18 protein-coding genes are annotated in these 16,690 nt (G+C 38.0%); 7 read left to right on the top strand and 11 right to left on the bottom strand.

What is annotated here, in order from left to right; genetic code table 11:
* The first annotated feature begins 92 nt into the window (after positions 1–92).
* The 7 genes from FD723_RS05610 (at position 93) to FD723_RS05580 (ending at position 8,316) form a co-directional block, all read left to right on the top strand.
* Positions 93–332 carry a hypothetical protein gene (locus FD723_RS05610; RefSeq protein ID WP_179064439.1) on the top strand — a complete coding sequence of 80 codons (240 nt, stop codon included), beginning with the start codon at positions 93–95 and terminating at the stop codon, positions 330–332.
* A gap of 175 nt (positions 333–507) precedes the next feature.
* Positions 508–1,068 carry a GNAT family N-acetyltransferase gene (locus FD723_RS05605; protein ID WP_179064438.1) on the top strand — a complete coding sequence of 187 codons (561 nt, stop codon included), beginning with the start codon at positions 508–510 and terminating at the stop codon, positions 1,066–1,068.
* A 24-nt stretch (positions 1,069–1,092) separates the two neighbouring features.
* Positions 1,093–2,067, top strand: coding sequence for an MvdC/MvdD family ATP grasp protein (locus FD723_RS05600; protein WP_179064437.1), 975 nt, complete (start codon positions 1,093–1,095; stop codon positions 2,065–2,067).
* Positions 2,068–2,422: 355 nt separating this feature from the next.
* Positions 2,423–3,013, top strand: a complete 591-nt coding sequence (locus FD723_RS05595) for a helix-turn-helix domain-containing protein (RefSeq protein ID WP_179064436.1) — start codon at positions 2,423–2,425, stop codon at positions 3,011–3,013.
* A gap of 10 nt (positions 3,014–3,023) precedes the next feature.
* Positions 3,024–5,810 carry a peptidase domain-containing ABC transporter gene (locus FD723_RS05590; RefSeq protein WP_179064435.1) on the top strand — a complete coding sequence of 929 codons (2,787 nt, stop codon included), beginning with the start codon at positions 3,024–3,026 and terminating at the stop codon, positions 5,808–5,810.
* A gap of 32 nt (positions 5,811–5,842) precedes the next feature.
* Positions 5,843–7,402, top strand: coding sequence for an HlyD family efflux transporter periplasmic adaptor subunit (locus FD723_RS05585; RefSeq protein ID WP_179064434.1), 1,560 nt, complete (start codon positions 5,843–5,845; stop codon positions 7,400–7,402).
* Between the two features lie 167 nt (positions 7,403–7,569).
* Positions 7,570–8,316 (top strand): peptidylprolyl isomerase, encoded by a 747-nt coding sequence (locus FD723_RS05580; protein ID WP_179064433.1) that lies wholly within the window; start codon positions 7,570–7,572, stop codon positions 8,314–8,316.
* 184 nt (positions 8,317–8,500) lie between these two features.
* Here FD723_RS05580 and FD723_RS05575 read toward each other — a convergent pair whose 3' ends face one another.
* From FD723_RS05575 to FD723_RS05525, 11 genes are all read right to left on the bottom strand, one after another.
* Positions 8,501–8,731 (bottom strand): hypothetical protein, encoded by a 231-nt coding sequence (locus FD723_RS05575; RefSeq protein WP_179064432.1) that lies wholly within the window; start codon positions 8,729–8,731, stop codon positions 8,501–8,503.
* 131 nt (positions 8,732–8,862) lie between these two features.
* Positions 8,863–9,108, bottom strand: a complete 246-nt coding sequence (locus tag FD723_RS05570) for a hypothetical protein (RefSeq protein ID WP_179064431.1) — start codon at positions 9,106–9,108, stop codon at positions 8,863–8,865.
* Between the two features lie 112 nt (positions 9,109–9,220).
* Complete coding sequence (locus FD723_RS05565; RefSeq protein ID WP_179064430.1) at positions 9,221–9,397, bottom strand: hypothetical protein; 177 nt, start codon at positions 9,395–9,397, stop codon at positions 9,221–9,223.
* Between the two features lie 118 nt (positions 9,398–9,515).
* The gene (locus tag FD723_RS05560) at positions 9,516–9,698 is read right to left on the bottom strand and encodes a hypothetical protein (protein WP_179064429.1); all 183 of its coding nucleotides are present in this window, start codon (positions 9,696–9,698) and stop codon (positions 9,516–9,518) included.
* 643 nt (positions 9,699–10,341) lie between these two features.
* The gene (locus FD723_RS05555; protein ID WP_179064428.1) at positions 10,342–10,545 is read right to left on the bottom strand and encodes a class IIb bacteriocin, lactobin A/cerein 7B family; all 204 of its coding nucleotides are present in this window, start codon (positions 10,543–10,545) and stop codon (positions 10,342–10,344) included.
* Between the two features lie 522 nt (positions 10,546–11,067).
* Positions 11,068–11,571 (bottom strand): hypothetical protein, encoded by a 504-nt coding sequence (locus FD723_RS05550; protein ID WP_179064427.1) that lies wholly within the window; start codon positions 11,569–11,571, stop codon positions 11,068–11,070.
* 255 nt (positions 11,572–11,826) lie between these two features.
* The gene (locus tag FD723_RS05545; protein ID WP_179064426.1) at positions 11,827–12,015 is read right to left on the bottom strand and encodes a type A2 lanthipeptide; all 189 of its coding nucleotides are present in this window, start codon (positions 12,013–12,015) and stop codon (positions 11,827–11,829) included.
* A gap of 465 nt (positions 12,016–12,480) precedes the next feature.
* Positions 12,481–13,242, bottom strand: a complete 762-nt coding sequence (locus FD723_RS05540) for a peptidylprolyl isomerase (protein ID WP_179064425.1) — start codon at positions 13,240–13,242, stop codon at positions 12,481–12,483.
* A gap of 89 nt (positions 13,243–13,331) precedes the next feature.
* Positions 13,332–14,345 (bottom strand): aldo/keto reductase, encoded by a 1,014-nt coding sequence (locus FD723_RS05535; protein ID WP_179064424.1) that lies wholly within the window; start codon positions 14,343–14,345, stop codon positions 13,332–13,334.
* Positions 14,342–15,454 carry a T3SS effector HopA1 family protein gene (locus FD723_RS05530; protein WP_179064423.1) on the bottom strand — a complete coding sequence of 371 codons (1,113 nt, stop codon included), beginning with the start codon at positions 15,452–15,454 and terminating at the stop codon, positions 14,342–14,344. Before FD723_RS05530 ends, FD723_RS05535 begins: the two co-directional genes overlap by 4 nt.
* Before the next feature lie 25 nt (positions 15,455–15,479).
* Positions 15,480–16,652: an aminoglycoside phosphotransferase family protein gene (locus FD723_RS05525; RefSeq protein ID WP_179064422.1), complete on the bottom strand. Its 1,173-nt coding sequence runs from the start codon at positions 16,650–16,652 to the stop codon at positions 15,480–15,482.
* Positions 16,653–16,690 lie beyond the last annotated feature (38 nt).

Genomic DNA, 16,690 nt, shown 5'->3' with positions numbered 1-16,690 from the left:
ACCAAAATAATTCTTGAGAAACTCATACTACCCTCATATTTGCTTGAGAGTATTCCCAATAAATAATTAAATGCACCTTATAGAGGTTGAAGATGATGAAAACTGCAACTCCAATTGGAATGCTAGTTCGGGAAAATTTCGATCTAACGAAGCGTGGTTACATTCCTATCCCTGAAAAGTGGGATTATGATCCAAAAACACAAACTTCTAACATAATTGAGATGGGAGGAAGTAGTGAACCTACAACCGTTTCTACTGTTGCTGCTACGACTGGTCATTGGGCGACAGGGGAAGATTCAGATCAATCTAATGATGATAAAGGTACTGATTGATAGAAATTCTACTTCTTCATAAGGGAAGCAGACCAAAACCTCTGACATTGCTTTAGTTATTAGTTATTCTAATTCTAAGTAATGTCTTAGGGCTACTGGTTTTGAGTGATACCATAGTTTTTGGTATCGCTCAATTTCACCATAAATTTTTTGATCATTTACATCCTAATTGTATATGTTGAAAGGAATTATACTGAGAGATGCAAATATAGGCGAAGATTTTCAATTATATTTGTCTTGCTTCTCAAATAATTATTGGTCTTCCTTGTTTGATCTAAATCTTCAAAATCAAGATTTAGATTGGCAGATGTATGTACAACAAAAAATTTCTGGACAATACAAAGGTCTGTATCGCTACATTGTATGTAGTAACAATGAAAAATATGGATTTAGTCAAATTTTCATTGAAGATGAAGTAACTGGAAGAGGGACACTCACTGGTGGTATTTTGCCAGAATTTCTTAGCAAGGGTTATGGATCAGCAGGTCTATTTATGAGCTTAAAAATTGCTTTTTATGAAATTAACCTGAATAAAGTGATTTGTAATGTTTATGACTTTAATACACCTAGCTTTTCATTGCTTGAGAAAGCAGGCTTTAAACTTGAAGGTATCTTAAGGCAGCATTCCATGAATTATGCAACAAAGAGCTTGGTAGATATCCGAATCTATTCGATGCTCAAGAAAGAGTTTCATCAAAGCCGTCTTGCAATAACTATGCGAAAGATTTTTGGTTAAATAATTTATTTGGGAAAAATATCAATGAATAGAAATATTTCTTTAATTATTACATCCAAAGAAGATTCTCATGCAGATTTAGTCATAGGGAAGATTCTCAATAAAAGTCTCGATATTGAGGTTATTCGCCTTAATACAGAGGATTTTGATAGCAATGTAGAAATAGAATTTAATGGGGATAATTTTCTGGTTTTTATCAGAGATTCCCATAAAAAATTCCAATCAAGCGAAGTCCTAAGTGTTTGGTTTCGCCGACCAAAAGAAATCGAGGTTTCTCATACTAACGATGAAATTGCTGCATTTATTAAAGCTCAAAGTACTGCTTTACTTAGAGGATTATATTTTGGCACTCACGATTCTAGTCGATGGGTTAACCCGTTGCCGAATATGCATCGGTCTCGTAACAAATTTCAGCAGATACAACTAGCTAGAAAACTGGATATGAGAATTCCTGAGACACTTACGACGAATAATCCTAGTAGAGCAATAGAGTTTGTTAAGCGGCTAGGTAAAGTCTGTACAAAAAGTTTGGATGAGCCAAACTTTTTGCTTGATGGACATATTTTTCCAATGTTTACACGTCTCTTATCAGATCAGGAGGTTGTAGAGAATGCAGATGGAATAAAAAACTGTCCTACTCTTTTTCAAGAGTATATTGATAAAAAATATGATTTGCGGGTTACAGTTGTAGGCAAGGATATATATCCTGTTGCTATTTACTCTCAAGATAATGACTTGTCTAGAGTAGACTTTAGAGGTCTAGCTCCGGGAAAGATGAAGCGAGAACTTGTTGACATTCCTGTACATCTTAAAACTCAAATCCTAAAGTTTACATACTTCCAAGGCTTAGAATACTCTGCAATGGATTTTGTGGTTACACCAGATGAGCAATATGTTTTTCTAGAGAACAATCCGAATGGGCAATGGCAATGGGTGGATGATGTAACTGAAGGACAAATATCTGATGCAATGATCAGACTTTTATTGAATTTGGGGTGAAATAAGATAAGTGGCAATCTGTAGTAGCGTATTTAGTAGCCTAATTTATTGGGAAAAATAGTCCCTCTAAATCTACACAATTGAGCTTCTGAAAGTTTTATGAGCTCAAAATTTTAGCATAGATGCGCTACTACTAGGACTTATTAACCGTACAAATGAATCTTGTATATTAACGTAAATACGTCGTTTCATCTGACACAAGCTAGGTTCTTTACAATAGTTTGTTGTAAACCTTGTGCCTGCGGTGGGCGATCGCACAATCTACCAAAATTATTTCTAAATAACTGATACTACCCTCATATTGCTATCATTTTGTCTCCAATAAGAATATTAGGACATAAAACATAGCGGAGATATGGAGCAAAACAATCGTTTCGACTCTGAAAATTTTTCTATTAAGCAACAGTACCTGACTCCCTTTCAGCGAAAGGCACTGCAAAAAATTTTAGAGCAAGAAGATTTACCTAAAAAATACCATCAGCGTATCCAAATCATGCTGTTAGCAGACGAAGGTAAAACCCAGAGTCAAATCTGTCAATTAGTAAACTGTTCTCGGATGACGGTAAGACACTGGATTTTGGTAGCTAAATCAGGTGAGGCTCACAATTGGAATACCTCTCCTCTTGGTAGGCCAAAGATAGTTGATGACCAGTATCGAGAACGATTGAAAGAACTAATGAGCCACAGTCCAAAAGATTTCGGCTATTCATTTCGGCGTTGGACAGCACAATGGTTAAGCAAGCATCTAGCAAAAGAATTGGGTGTTGAAGTAGGCGTTCGCCACATCAATCGTTTGCTCAAGGAAATGGGTTTATCTACTCGACCTACTCCTGTAGAAGCGAATGAATTCAAACACAACAACAGTGGTAATCGGCTTGTGATTAACGATTTGACAGAAGCCTCAGAACCTAATCCTGGTCTGTGGCAATTTCATTCAATCAATTGAGATTGCAAGTATGCTTCAAAATTCATCTAATTCCTTCGTTTCTAGCGATCTTATTGCAAAGGTGCTTGGACAGTCTCTGACTAAACAAGAATTTTTAGTGTTGCACCAACACATTAAAATCATACAGCCAACGGCCTTGAAAGAATTCTGGTCATCAGAAAAAGCTGAACCCGGTATACACATCATTGTTTTAGGCAAGACCAGGTTAATCGATAGTCATGATGATGCACGCCCTATTGCACTAAATACAGGAGAGTCATTTGGTGAATTAACATTGTTTCCAGAAAAATCTTGGCAGTCTTATTCAATAAAAGCAGCTAGGGATGCGCCAACTATCTGCTTCCTTCCTGAACAGTGTCTTGTAGAGCTATACCGCAAATATCCTGCGATTTATCAGTATCTTTATCAACAAGCAGTCCACCGAAATTTGCAGCTAAATGGGCTGAATTATCTTAGCGATCCTCATCCCAATTTTAGGGTAGAGGAGAACGAAAGTAGATGGGAAGATACTAGACAGTACCAAGCCAAAACCCCAACTTTCACATCTAGACAAGTTTCTGAGTCTCAGCGCCAGCAGAAAAAGATTAGTAAAGCTTACTTCCCCAGTCCAACTTTACAAGTTGGTCATTTATGGCAGCGTCTTACTCAGCGCTATCCCTTTTTTGCACAGCAGAGTGCTGCTGACTGCGGTGCAGCAAGTATGGTTATGGTTGCTCGTTACTGGGGTAAGCGTTTTAGTGTCAATCGGTTGCGGGACTTAGCTAATGTTGACCGGAATGGAGCTTCGCTGCGGGGGTTGGTAGCAGCAGCAGAAAGCATCGGCTTTTCAACTCGACCTGTGAAAGCCAGCCTAGACAAACTTGCTGAACAATCTTTGCCAGCGATCGCCCACTGGGAAGGCAATCACTACGTCGTTGTCTACAAAGTGACCTCGAAACAGGTAATTTTAGCTGACCCTGCCATCGGTCAGCGTAGCCTCAGCCACGCGGAATTTAAAGCTGGCTGGACTGGCAATACCTTGTTATTGGAACCCACAGCATTGATCGAACAAACCAAAAATGATAGTACTCCTTTTTGGCAGTTGTTTGAGTTGGTCAAACCCCACTGGCTCGTGCTGTTGGAAGTGTTTATTGCTTCGGTCTTTATTCAGATTTTTGGATTAATTACACCACTGTTTACCCAGTTGATTTTAGATCGTGTAGTTGTACAGCGATCTGAGTTGACTTTGACAACGGTGGGGTTGGGTTTGCTGATTTTTAGCCTGTTCCGTGTCGCCATGATTGGTTTGCGGCAATATCTGCTAGACCAAACAGGCAACAGGGTAGATGTGTCATTAATTGTGGGTTTTATTCGACACACTTTCCGATTGCCACTCAGCTTTTTTGAGTCGCGCTATGTAGGGGATATTATCTCTCGCGTCCAGGAAAATCGCAAAATTCAACGGTTTCTGACTGGTGAAGCCCTGTCAATTTTACTCGATTTACTTACGGTATTTATCTACCTGGGATTAATGTTTTGGTATAGCTGGAAGATGGCACTGGGTGCATTGATTATCGTGCCACCTTTTGTCTTACTAGCATTGATTGCCACACCGTTTTTACAACGAGTTTCCAGAGAGATATTTACCACTTTTTCTGCTGAAAGTAGCTATCTAATCGAAGCTTTAACTGGTGTTCGTACTGTGAAATCTTTAGCAGTAGAGCAAACTGTTCGCTGGCATTGGGAAGAATTACTTAATAAGTCAGTAAAAAGTAACTTTCTTGGGCAAGTTATTCAGATTCGGCTTCAGATGTTCAGTTCTGTAATCGAAACATTGGCGAATACAGGGTTGCTTTGGTTTGGAGCTTGGCAAGTAATTCATGGAAACCTGACTATTGGTCAACTAGTTGCTTTTAATATGTTGCTTGGCAATATTATTCATCCTTTCCAACGCTTGGCTGTGTTGTGGAATGAGATCCAAGAAGTTGTGATTGCAATTGAACGCATCCATGATGTGATTCAAGCAGAACCGGAAGAAGATTTGCATTTGTCACCCCGTCAATCTTTACCTAATTTAAAAGGTGATATTTGTTTTGAAAATGTGACATTTCGCTATCAAGTAGAAAGTGAAATTAATATTCTGCAAAATCTCAGTTTTAAGGTGAAGCCTGGGCAAACAGTAGCACTTGTAGGACGCAGTGGTTCTGGGAAAACAACGATTTCTAAACTGGTTTTGGGTCTTTATCCACCCACTGATGGAAAACTATTGATTGACGGTCAAGATATCACCAGTTTATCATTGCGATCGCTGCGTTCTAAAATTGGTGTCGTTGACCAAGACACATTTTTATTTGGCGGCACTATTCGAGAAAACATTGCTATTAGTTATCCGTCAGCTACTCTAGAAGAAACTATGGAAGTAGCTCGTTTGGCAGGGGCACATAAGTTTATTAAACAGATGCCGATGGGCTATGAAACCCAAATTGGCGAGGGTGGAGGAATGTTATCGGGTGGACAACGACAAAGAATAGCGATCGCTCGTGCTTTATTGGGCAATCCTCAAGTATTGATTTTTGATGAAGCCACAAGCCATCTTGATGCTGAATCCGAGCAAATTATTCAAACGAATTTAAACAAAATTCGTCAAGGTCGCACCACGTTAATTATTGCCCATCGTCTCTCTACAGTGCGTAATGCTGATTTGATTCTGGCGCTAAAAGATGGTGTTCTAGTTGAAAGTGGAACCCACAAAGAACTGATGGCAAAACAAGGCTATTACTTCTATCTCACTCAACAGCAACGAGATGAGATGAACTAAATAAAACAACAAACAATTTTGAATTTAAACACATGACTTACATCTCTAACTCTGACTTTTTACCAGATTTCAATTCAGATCGCAGCAACAAAGACTTACCTAATCCAAATCACAATCCTCTATCCAATAATGATTTGGTTACTTCTAATGATGATTGGTCTGGTGCAACTCAAGAATTACTCGATACTTTACCACATATTTGGACGCGGGGATTACTGTATTTTTTAGTAGCATTTGTAGCCATAATTTTGCCTTGGGCAATGCTCTATAAAATCGATGAAACAGGTACTGCTAGAGGACGATTAGAACTCAAGGGAGATACTGTCAAACGAGAGGCAGATATACCTGGAGCGATTGCAGTTATGGCAGTGTATGTTAAGGAAGGTGATAATGTCAAAGCTGGACAAGTTTTAATGGAACTTGACTCCAAATCAGTGCGAGATGAACTCCAACAACAGGGGACAAAATTAGAAGGTCAACAGAACCGATTAGCACAGTTAAATGTGTTAAAAAATCAGTTAATCCTGGCGATAAATTCTCAACAGCAACAAAACAAAGCTCAAGAATTAGAAAAACTTACACAAGTGGAACAAGCGCGGCAAAATCTCAATTCTGTGAATACTTCTTATCATTTACAAAAAGTAGAAAAACTTGCCCCTATTGACCAAGCGAAACAAGCTATTCTTGATAGCCAAACAGTTTATAGATTAGCGGATAGTCGCTTAATTGATGCTCAGATTGAAGAAGAACGCTACCAAAACCTTTTTTCGGAAGGAGCCGTTCCTTACATCAAAGTTAAAGAGATGGAAGCAATGAAAAAAGAAAATTTGCGTTTGCTAAATCAATCAGAGTCAGATATTATACAAGCCGAATTGCGTTTGCAAGAACAACAAAGACGCTATGAGAGTATTATTCATCAAGCGGAGTCAGATATTCAACAAGCCGCGTTACGCTTGCAAGAGCAAAAACGCAGCTACCAAAGTTTGTTAGAAGCAGGAAAATTAGCGATTTCCAAGAGCAAGCAGCAAGTTAATGAATTGAACTCACAAATTACCAGCTTACAATCAGAAATCGATCAAGCTAAAAGTCAAATAAAATCGTTGAATGAGCAGCTAGCAAAATATGTCATTCATGCACCATTTGATGGCACAATTTTTCAACTTCCAATAAAGCGAGAAGGAGCAGTAGTACAACCTAAAGAACTAATTGCCGAGATTGCGCCAAAAGGAACTCGTCTGGTATTTAAAGGACAAATTCCTACATCTGAAAGCGAGTCAATACGTTCGGGTAAGGAACAGAAAGAAGTTAAACTAAAGTTTGATGAATATCCCTTTCAAGATTACGGAGTTGTGCAAGGTAAACTGAGTCGAGTTTCACCAGATTCTAAGATTACGCAAACAGCCCAAGGGAATTTAACTACTTATGATTTGGAAGTTGAACTCACTCAAAATTGCATTCAGCCTGAAAGTAAATGTATTTCTTTCAAATCAGGACAACCAGCAACAGCTGAGGTAATCATCCGTCAGCGCCGGATTATTGATTTACTGATTGATCCATTTAAGAAGTTGCAACAAGGTGATTTAAAACTGTAAATACATTCAAATATAAGCCCACAGGCTTCTAGCCTGGGGCTATATAAACAAAGCCTACTTTTTTAGGCTTTACCTATCTCACCTTTTTGTTAGGTTCCACTTGGTAATGTCCTCAAAAAGGCAGAGCCTCTGCTTTCACTTTTTTTAAATTAATTAGGAACTACCTCATGTCACAAGCTATTACTATCTCCGCAAATGATATTCTTCACCAAGTCAAACTTTCTTGTCAAATTCCCTCAATCGTTGAACAAATTGTTACCCGCAAGATTATTATTTCTGCCGCCGCTAATGCAGGTATTGAAATAGATGCTGAAGAATTACAACAGTCAGCAGACAATATCCGGTTACTTAGCAAACTCAGAAGCGCTGACGAAACCTTGCTATGGTTACAGAAAAATAGCTTGTCTGTTGATGATTTTGAGGAGATGGTTTATACCAATGTTATCTCTGGAAAGCTAGCAGAATATCTGTTTGGTAAAAAAGTAGAATCTTGGTTTTTTGAACATCAATTAGATTATGGTGGGGCTGTGATATATGAAGTTATTTTGGACGACGAAGATTTGGGGATGGAACTTTTTTATGAACTACGAGAAGGTGAGGTGAGTTTTCCTGAAGTTGCTCATCAATACATCCAAGATAAGGAATTACGCCGCGTAGGAGGATATCGGGGAATTGTGCGACGTAAAGAGTTAAAAGCAGAGATTTCGGCGGCTGTGTTTGCTAGTAAGCCTCCGCAGGTTCTGAAGCCAATAGTGACTTCTAAGGGTATACATCTGATTTTAGTTGAGGAACTTATTCAACCAGAGTTAGATGATAAGTTGCGTTATCAGATTATGTCAGATTTGTTTAGTGGGTGGGTGAAGCAACAAGTTGAAGAAGTAGAAGTGATGACAAATATTGAGTTAGGAAGTTAGGCAGATTCATTGATAATCTAATTCTTTTTAATATAATAAGCCCTCTGATTTAAATCGGAGGGCTTTGTTTATCTATGTGTGAATTTCGGTATTTATGTCTAGCGTCTCCATCTACAGCAGGTTGAAAACATACCTGATACGTAACTTATTTTTATGCTACTAAGTAGTAAAAAATATTGGATGATTATTTGAATCGTTTTCCCAAATAGTAGCTTGCATTATAACCTATTTGATAAGCATTTGGAGTCCATGTGCCAAGTTGGACGGCAAAACACCAACCAGAAGTTTGTACACCTGTATAACCTCCTTGAACTAAAACTAGCTCTTCTTCTATTAATTCGCAAAGATAGTTTTCAGAATCAATCAGAAGATCGCTACCAGTAGGACTAAGATTACCAATGGAAATTGTAGACATTTTTTGCCTCCAGATATTTGTTTTAGAATGTTAAGATGATGTGATAGATAAGATAGAGTAAAACTAACACTAATCAGTAACTAATCAGTAAGTTTTAATTCTTATCTCATCTGAAGTTCAACAAATTAGCTTTACCGCCGCGCAGCCCGAAATCCCTGGTAAGCACCATAAGTAGCAGCAGTTACGAGCGTAACTACTGTCACACCAATTGCACACCCAACAGAAGACCATACTGCTGCGCCATATACACATGCCCATGAAGAACCTCCTTGAGTTCCTGCTAGTTCATCATCTGATAACTCAGTGAGATAGCTTTCTGAATCAAAGAATAGTTCAGAACCCATAGGACGTAAGTCAGATATTTTGATAGTAGCCATGTTGATTTTCCTTGTAATGAAAGTGATTTTGGAAAAATGATTATTTGATTTTTGACAGGATGTTGGATTGCTATGCAATCCAACATCCTGTCAAAATTTCATAACTCAGTTATTAACGTCGCCACGGCAGAATGTAATCTCTGTATAGACAGGGGAAAGAAGAAAGAAAGCGAAATCCACCCTGTGTTATATTTATATCTTCTTCAGATAGCTCAATCAGGTAGCTTTCAGAGTCATTTAAAAGGTCAGAACCAGCAAGATTGAGATTGTTGATTTTGATAGTAGCCATTCTTAAAATCTTCATTGTTTGTAAATCATGAATCAAAATTGGTTTACTAGATAAAGTAGATATTCGTGACTAAATCTAGTAAATCATTGTAAAATTTTTATTTTTTGTTAGACGTTAATTAACGCCACGCCCAACTAAAGCAAACTTGTATACCCCTATTATTAAATGAAAAACGAATATACCAACCTGCGCCAAGTAGATTTTCAATTTCATTTTCTGTCAAATCATTTAGATAGCTTTCAGAATCGATAAAAAATTCAGAACCAGCAGGATGTAAGTCAGATATTTTGATAGTAGCCATTGTTGATTTTCTCAAAAGTTAAGTTTTTTTAGCTGGGGTTAGGCTTTTATTTTCCTCGCCCTTATTTACTATTTAATCCTGTTTATATTTAACAGGCAATATTTACTAACTACTTTTAGAGACATTAAATCACTAATTTTTTATGGTTAATTTCATGAGAATTTAAAAATACAAACTAAATTTCTGGTATTAAATCAAGGAAACAAGAATTTAATTCAAAACCGAGACAAAAAGATAATTTTTTGTCTGAAAACAATGGTGAATAATATAACAATAACCTTCGATTATCAGCACTATAAGACTTACGCTCTTAAAATGAAAATACTTCCGCAGGAATCGATAGCAAAGCAATCTCCCAATAACTGAGATTGCTATCCTAGCCTGCGCGTCTCAGCCCCACTTGCTGAGGACAAAAATTATGTTCAGATTTATTTAGTGGGTGGATAAAGCAACAAGTTTATGAAGTAGAGGTTATAACCGATCTTGAGCAAGATAATTCAGTCATTTAATGGACAGACAAGACAGTGGTAAAGAATATAAAAATGCCCTCTAACGTTTATTAGAGGGCATTTTTGTGGTTTATTAATTAGCTAAATTAACCCTTTAACCTAAATTTTTTAGGTCAAAATGGCATAATTAAAAACTAGCGCCGACGAAGAACAGCAGAAATTCCATAGAGAATACCAACAGTAGCACAACTTGCCCAGTAGGCGCTGACAATCAATGGTACAATACCACCGTTTATTGAGGTAACTTCTTCATTAGTCAATTCGTTGAGATAGCTTTCAGAATCATTGAAAAGGTCAGAACCAGCAGCATTTAAGTTGTTAATTTTGATAGTAGCCATTGTTTTTTAATTCCTGAATTAAGTTGTTTTTTTGGGGTTCGGGTTTACTTTTTGCTCTCGCCATTATTAACTATTTAATTCTCTAAAAAGTACTTTTTCACTACTATTTAACTGGCTTAATAGACATAAAAATGATACTCAAACATTCAAGCATATATCAAACATAACTTATCATTTATTCAAAAATCAATGTAATATTAAAAAAATACATTAAATATAAAAATATAACTCTGAAAAGTAAAGCTGCTTTAAAATATTTAAGTAAGTTTACGGTAAAGATATTATTTATACAATGTAAAACAAATCTCGACTGGGACAAAAAGCTAAACATTTTTCTGGATTAAATCTAATTTTTATGTAGAATATTCTTCCTGGAAAAATCAAGGCAATAAAAAACTGCTCCTAAATCAACTCAGAAGCAGTTAAATTGTGTCCAAAACGGTTTAAAATTACCCAATTATGAAACTATTGACAATGTTCACCATCCTGTGAAATTTTTACAAATGATGAAGGACTGCTACATTAACCAGGTTTTAGTTCAATCTGCCTGATTCGAGAATTATTCTTATACACATTCACGTATAGGGGCTTAGAGGAGTTTTCGCGCCAAGTAACTTGATAACTGTATTCACCATTTTTCCACTTAACATCTCTATATCCGTCATGAAGATAAACTTTTCCATTTTTTAAGTTTATACAGCTACCTTTATCGTCACAACCTCTATAAGTTTTCCCCTTTTCTGTATCTTCACCAAGACTAATAGTAAATTTATCTGCACGGTAAGTATCTACTGCTAAGTTCTTTACAGAAGAAGCAGTTGATGTATTAGCAGAATTTGGTACAGAATGATGTGTTAGAGCATATATCGAAACAACCAATATAGATACACCAAAGAAACTATATATAGGGTTAGAGTCTTCTGATATGTCATCGGAAGATTGTCTACTAATAGAAGGTTGATACCTCTCTTTGGGTGGATTTGCTTCTTGAGTACACTTTCTTGAGCAATAAGGCCAATGTAACACGCTATCCCCATAATAGTCTCCACACCATTTACAATTACGTGACATTTATCAAAATACTCCAAGTATTATAAGTTTAATAATTACTCACTAAAATTTGAGTTTTGAAATCAGTAATTTTAAGTAAAAATCATGACATACTTTGTTTTATCGATATGCCTAAAATGTATCTCCTTTGCCTACTTAATTGGTGAATTGTAGAGCTTAAACTATATTTTAAGCTCTGCTGCTTGTAAGTAGTTTAGCTATTTTTATTATTTATTTGTACCATATAATACTGACACACATAGGAAATCCTGTAATGGTTTTAGCCCACTTAAAAGACCATCCACCTCCTCCAAGCATATTTTCTAGTTCTTGCTCTGTTAACTCATTAAGATAGCTTTCAGAATCATTTAAAAGGTCAGAACCAGCAGCATTAAGGTTGTTTATTTTAATAGTAGCCATTGTCTTTTTATTCCTAAATTAAGTGATTTTTTGGGTTCGATTTTGCTTGTTTTCACCCTTATTGACTATTTAATTCTCAAAAAACTTCTTTGTCAGTACTATTTAATTCACTGAATAGACATAAAGTTGATAGTTAAAGCAAGTGAAAATGTATCAAACATGACTTATGAGTTTTAGAAAAGTTAATCTAATAGTCAAAAAATACATTAACTATAAAAACCTAACCATAAAAATAAAGCTGCTTTAAAATTTTTAAGTAATTTCAAGGTAAAACGATTAGTGATGCAAGGTAAAATCAATGTCAATTGAGACAAAAAGCTAAACATTTTTTCTGGATTAAATCTAATTTTTATCCAGAACATTATTTCTGAAAAAATCAAGGTAATAAAAAACTGCTTCTGAATCAACTCAGAAGCAGCTAAACACACACTCTGTAAAACCGTTTTAAATTACGTAAGCATGAAACTATTGATGCTGTTCGCTATCCTGTTCTAGCTTACTTCCTCCTTGCAACCAAGCCTGAAACAGCGAATCTAAGACTTGCTCTCTAACTTCGCTTAATTCAGCAGGAAACCATTTCTCGACTCTCAATATGTGATAACCCAACTTCGTCTGAATTGGGCCGATAATTGCGCCTTCCTTAGCTTCCACAACAGCCTTGATAATCTCTGGTAATAGTTCCGCTATAAACCGAACTCCAGCAAATCCGCCATTCTCTTTAGACTGTTTACCTTTGGAGTATTGTAATGCTAACGCACAGAAAGAAGCGTTTTCGCCACGCAGCACCTGGGCTATTTGCAAGGCTTCTGTCAAGTCACGGACTAAAATTTGAGAGAGAGCAACACGGCGGTAATCATCCCGGTTGTTCATATAATGGGCATCAACGGCATCGCCGAAAAGATGTTCTTTCAACTTCTGCGTCAGTAAGGAAACTCGTATGCCTTGTGACCAATCCTCTACGGTAATTCGCTGTTTCGCTAGCCAAGCGAGGGTTTCTGAAGCCCCTAGCAGCTTGTATTCCAAGCGAAAGGCATCTCCCTTTGCTTGCAATTCGTCCTCGGTTACGGTGATAGGCAGTTGTTCGCAAACTGCCAAAATTAAGGCATCCTGTTCTGCTTGGACTGCGATTTCTGCAATTTTGTAAGACTGACGTAGGTAGGCAATTATTACCTCATCAGTTGCGGGAGCAATTTCTGGTATTACCAGTTTTTCTAAAGTTTCTTGCATGATTTTATGATGTAAGGTTAGATGAAAGGGAGCCTCTGTCTCGCTCAATGCATTCTGGCGCAGAGCGAAGGAGCGAGATGTATTGTGAATTAAGCAGAGTAAAGTAATCTTTCTGGTGAAATTTCTTGAACTTTCAACCTATTTCGGTGTAAATCGCCATATAGGTTGAGATAATCTAATTGGGCTGGTGTTAGTTTGCCCTTTTGGACTCCTGCGATCGCAGCATCAATCTCCTCCTGACTTCGCAACCCGGTTAAGCAAACATCTACACAGTTTTGACTCAACGAGTAGCGATACAAATCTGGCACAGAAGGTTGCCAACAACCGACAGGTAAACCAGCAGGTACATCCCAAAGTACGCCGGAATGGGAACCCACAGATTTAAAGGTGACAATTCCCGGTCTTTGCGTATCTTGAGCATCAATCTGGTTCAAAATTTGACTTTGAGCGGAACGGTGAGCAACGTTATGTCTCACCATCACTACATCTAACAACGGGCTATGCAACCATTGTCGCGCCAGATTAATATCGTGGAAGGATGCACCAATATAACGAACAGCCCCCATTTTCTTCAGGCGTTCTGATACGCCAAACATCTTTTCGATGGTGCGTTGATAAACAGAATTAGCACCTCTCAAATCAGAGGAAAGCTGTAAGCAATCCTGTAATGCTTGCCCATCATTACTACCAATCCAGCCCCAAAACAAGACATCTATATAATCAATGCCCAATTCCACGAACTGATCCATCAATGCAGCTAGCGCCATTTCTGGACTTTTGATATAAGTTACGGTTGCCAACACAACTTTCTCGCGCACTGAAGAACTACGTCCGCACAATTGACGCAGAGCATCAGACATAGAACTATATATATAGTGGTGCAGGTCACTGGAATAGAAAAAGTAGTTAATTCCTTGGTCAAAAGCGTAGAGAGTATCTTCACTGGAAATACCACCACCGCCACCTAAACCTAAACAACTAACTGTTAAATCAGTCCGTCCGAGTTGCCGATAAAAGGGCAAATCAGACTCTGGAAATTTATTTGCTGTATGGTTAACTATTGGGGAAACTACCGACGGCAAGGTAATATCGGCGATTTTCATAGTTCCAAGAGTGTATAAATATCATCTGATTTGGCATTGAGGTAAGCACGTTGCCAATCCAGTTGCAAAAGTGAGAAATGCTGGAAAATCGCTTTCATCCTTGCTTCCGGCGAATCATCTCCTTTATGCCAAGCTTCTAACAGTGCGTTAGCAATGATTTGGCATCGATTCATCCCAAAACTTTCTTGGGTAGCAAATTTACTATCTGGTTCTTCTGCTAGTCCTAATCCAGGTGCAAGTAATTTGGTGAACAGGGGAATTTCTGACTGAAAATGTGACTTATTTTCTATGTAGACTTTTTGCAAGACTTGCCGAACAACTTCGTAGCTATGTTTCTCGAAGTAAAGAACTCCTGAGTCATGACGGTTGTAATCACCTGGGTTATACAGCACTTTAAAGGTGAAGGGCATAGCGATCGCATTGAGATGCTGTGTCAAGTTAGCCATGACTGCAACTGCACCTTCAGGAGTTAAGTTGAAGTAAACGCGCACGAGTTGCGGTACTTGGTTAGGATGATGGTGACTTTCTGCCCCTGCATTCCCAACCGCCATATAAAAACCGTTTTGGACAAAATTCTTGGGCATTCGGATTGCAACGGTGTCACCAATGACGGCAGATTTTTCTGCATCTTGGAGATGTATTTCACGCTCAATATGCAAAGTTAAACCACCTTTGTGTACCGCCAGCATCCCATCAGTCTCTTGCCTGAGTAGATACCAACCTGCGTCAAAGTAACCTTCTCCAGTATTGCTATTGTGCAGGCGATCGTAAAATCCCAGGTCTACTCCCAAAACAGTATTATTTTCTAAGTCAACTGGCTGACTGTTGGCATCAGCATCAAGAGCCAGGGTAGCTTTCATGGAGCCGTTATAATGGATACCGTAAAGAAAACTACGGAGTTGTAAACTCATATAGCGATTTTGAACTTCCGCAGGCATTCCTTGAAAACGAGTTACTACCTCAGATGGCAATTCCCAAGGTTTGTAATCTGGATGAAGAATGCAGAAGTTCGACTGGATTTGAACTTTGATAATATCTTCCAAAATATCCAGTATGTGTTGGCTGGTAACAGAAACATCTTGAGTAGGAAGCGAATTGAGTAATTGCATTGCAGTCAAATTATTACTAAACGTCTTAAGCAACTGAAAAATTTGCTTGATTTAGAACAGTAGCGGCTGTTCCAAAAACCGTTGTCATTGATTGTTCTGGACGGCATAATAAGCTTTTTGCCACTTGGAGCATACAAATACCTTCATTCCCAAAGCTTTTTTGATACTGAATCATTGCCTGTATCTGTTGAATCAAAGCTAGTCCACTAAATTGCACAACTCGCAGCCAAAAGTCTGGGCGGTGCTGGAGTATTTCTGGAAAGTTTTCGAGATAGGCTATGCTCAAGGCGGCAATTGCTGGTTGAATCGCATCAAGGGGACTATTGGCTAGGCGCAAAGATTCTTCGATAGTGAGTGCTTGACTAATAACCAAGCTACCCAGCCACATTTGCAGATAGCTGGCGATCAACATTCCTAAGTCGAAAGCTGGATCACCCCAAGCGGAACGCTCCCAATCAATTAGCCGCACGATGTGGTCTTGGGAATGCTCCCAATCTTTCTCCCAATCTTTGTATAAAAGGATATTATTCAATTTCAGGTCATTGTGCGTTACAGAACAGGGTATGAAAGCATTACTTAGTTCCGCGATCGCTTGCCCTAAACTGTCGTATCGTTGGTATAAAGCAAAGAACTTTAACCCATCTGTGGGAACAAAACCAAATATTTCCGGGGTGATACGTTCCAGGCTGTGAATGAAACTAGGAAGCATATTAGCTTGTTTGTCTTCAATGTTCTCACTGAAAAACTTTTGATAGTCTTGATTGTTGAAAGTAGCACGATGGATACTGGCGAGGTTAGTTCCAATGGCGGATGCAATTTCTGTGGGGAAGATATTTTCTTTACCGTAGAAATCAGCTAAATCTCGGTAATTATCCAGATAACTGAAAACGAGAATGGAGTGTTCTCGGTCAAAATTGAGTACTGACGGTAAAAATAAACTAAGATGCTTCTGTTCTGGGAATTGTTGTAAAAATTCTTGAATTTTCCATTCTTGGAGAAATTCACCTGCTGTTTTCCCTTCTTGATTGTGTCGTTCCTGCTTGACTAGAAGTTTGCGTCCATCAGGAAAACTCACTAACAAGTTGAAATTCTTGGCTGGTAATGGGTCTATTTTAAGCGTGTGTTGGTCTGATTGGTTGCAGATACCCAGCTTAACTAAATACTCACCGACATTTTGTGAACTTAATAATAGTGTCATAAGCCTACTAAAACCTGGTTACTTCCCTAAGTGTGGGA

It is taken from the genome of Nostoc sp. C052 (genome assembly GCF_013393905.1).
Taxonomy (GTDB): domain Bacteria; phylum Cyanobacteriota; class Cyanobacteriia; order Cyanobacteriales; family Nostocaceae; genus Nostoc.
The sequence above is the reverse complement of the archived record's forward strand: the minus strand, read 5'-3'. Positions and strand labels throughout refer to the sequence as shown.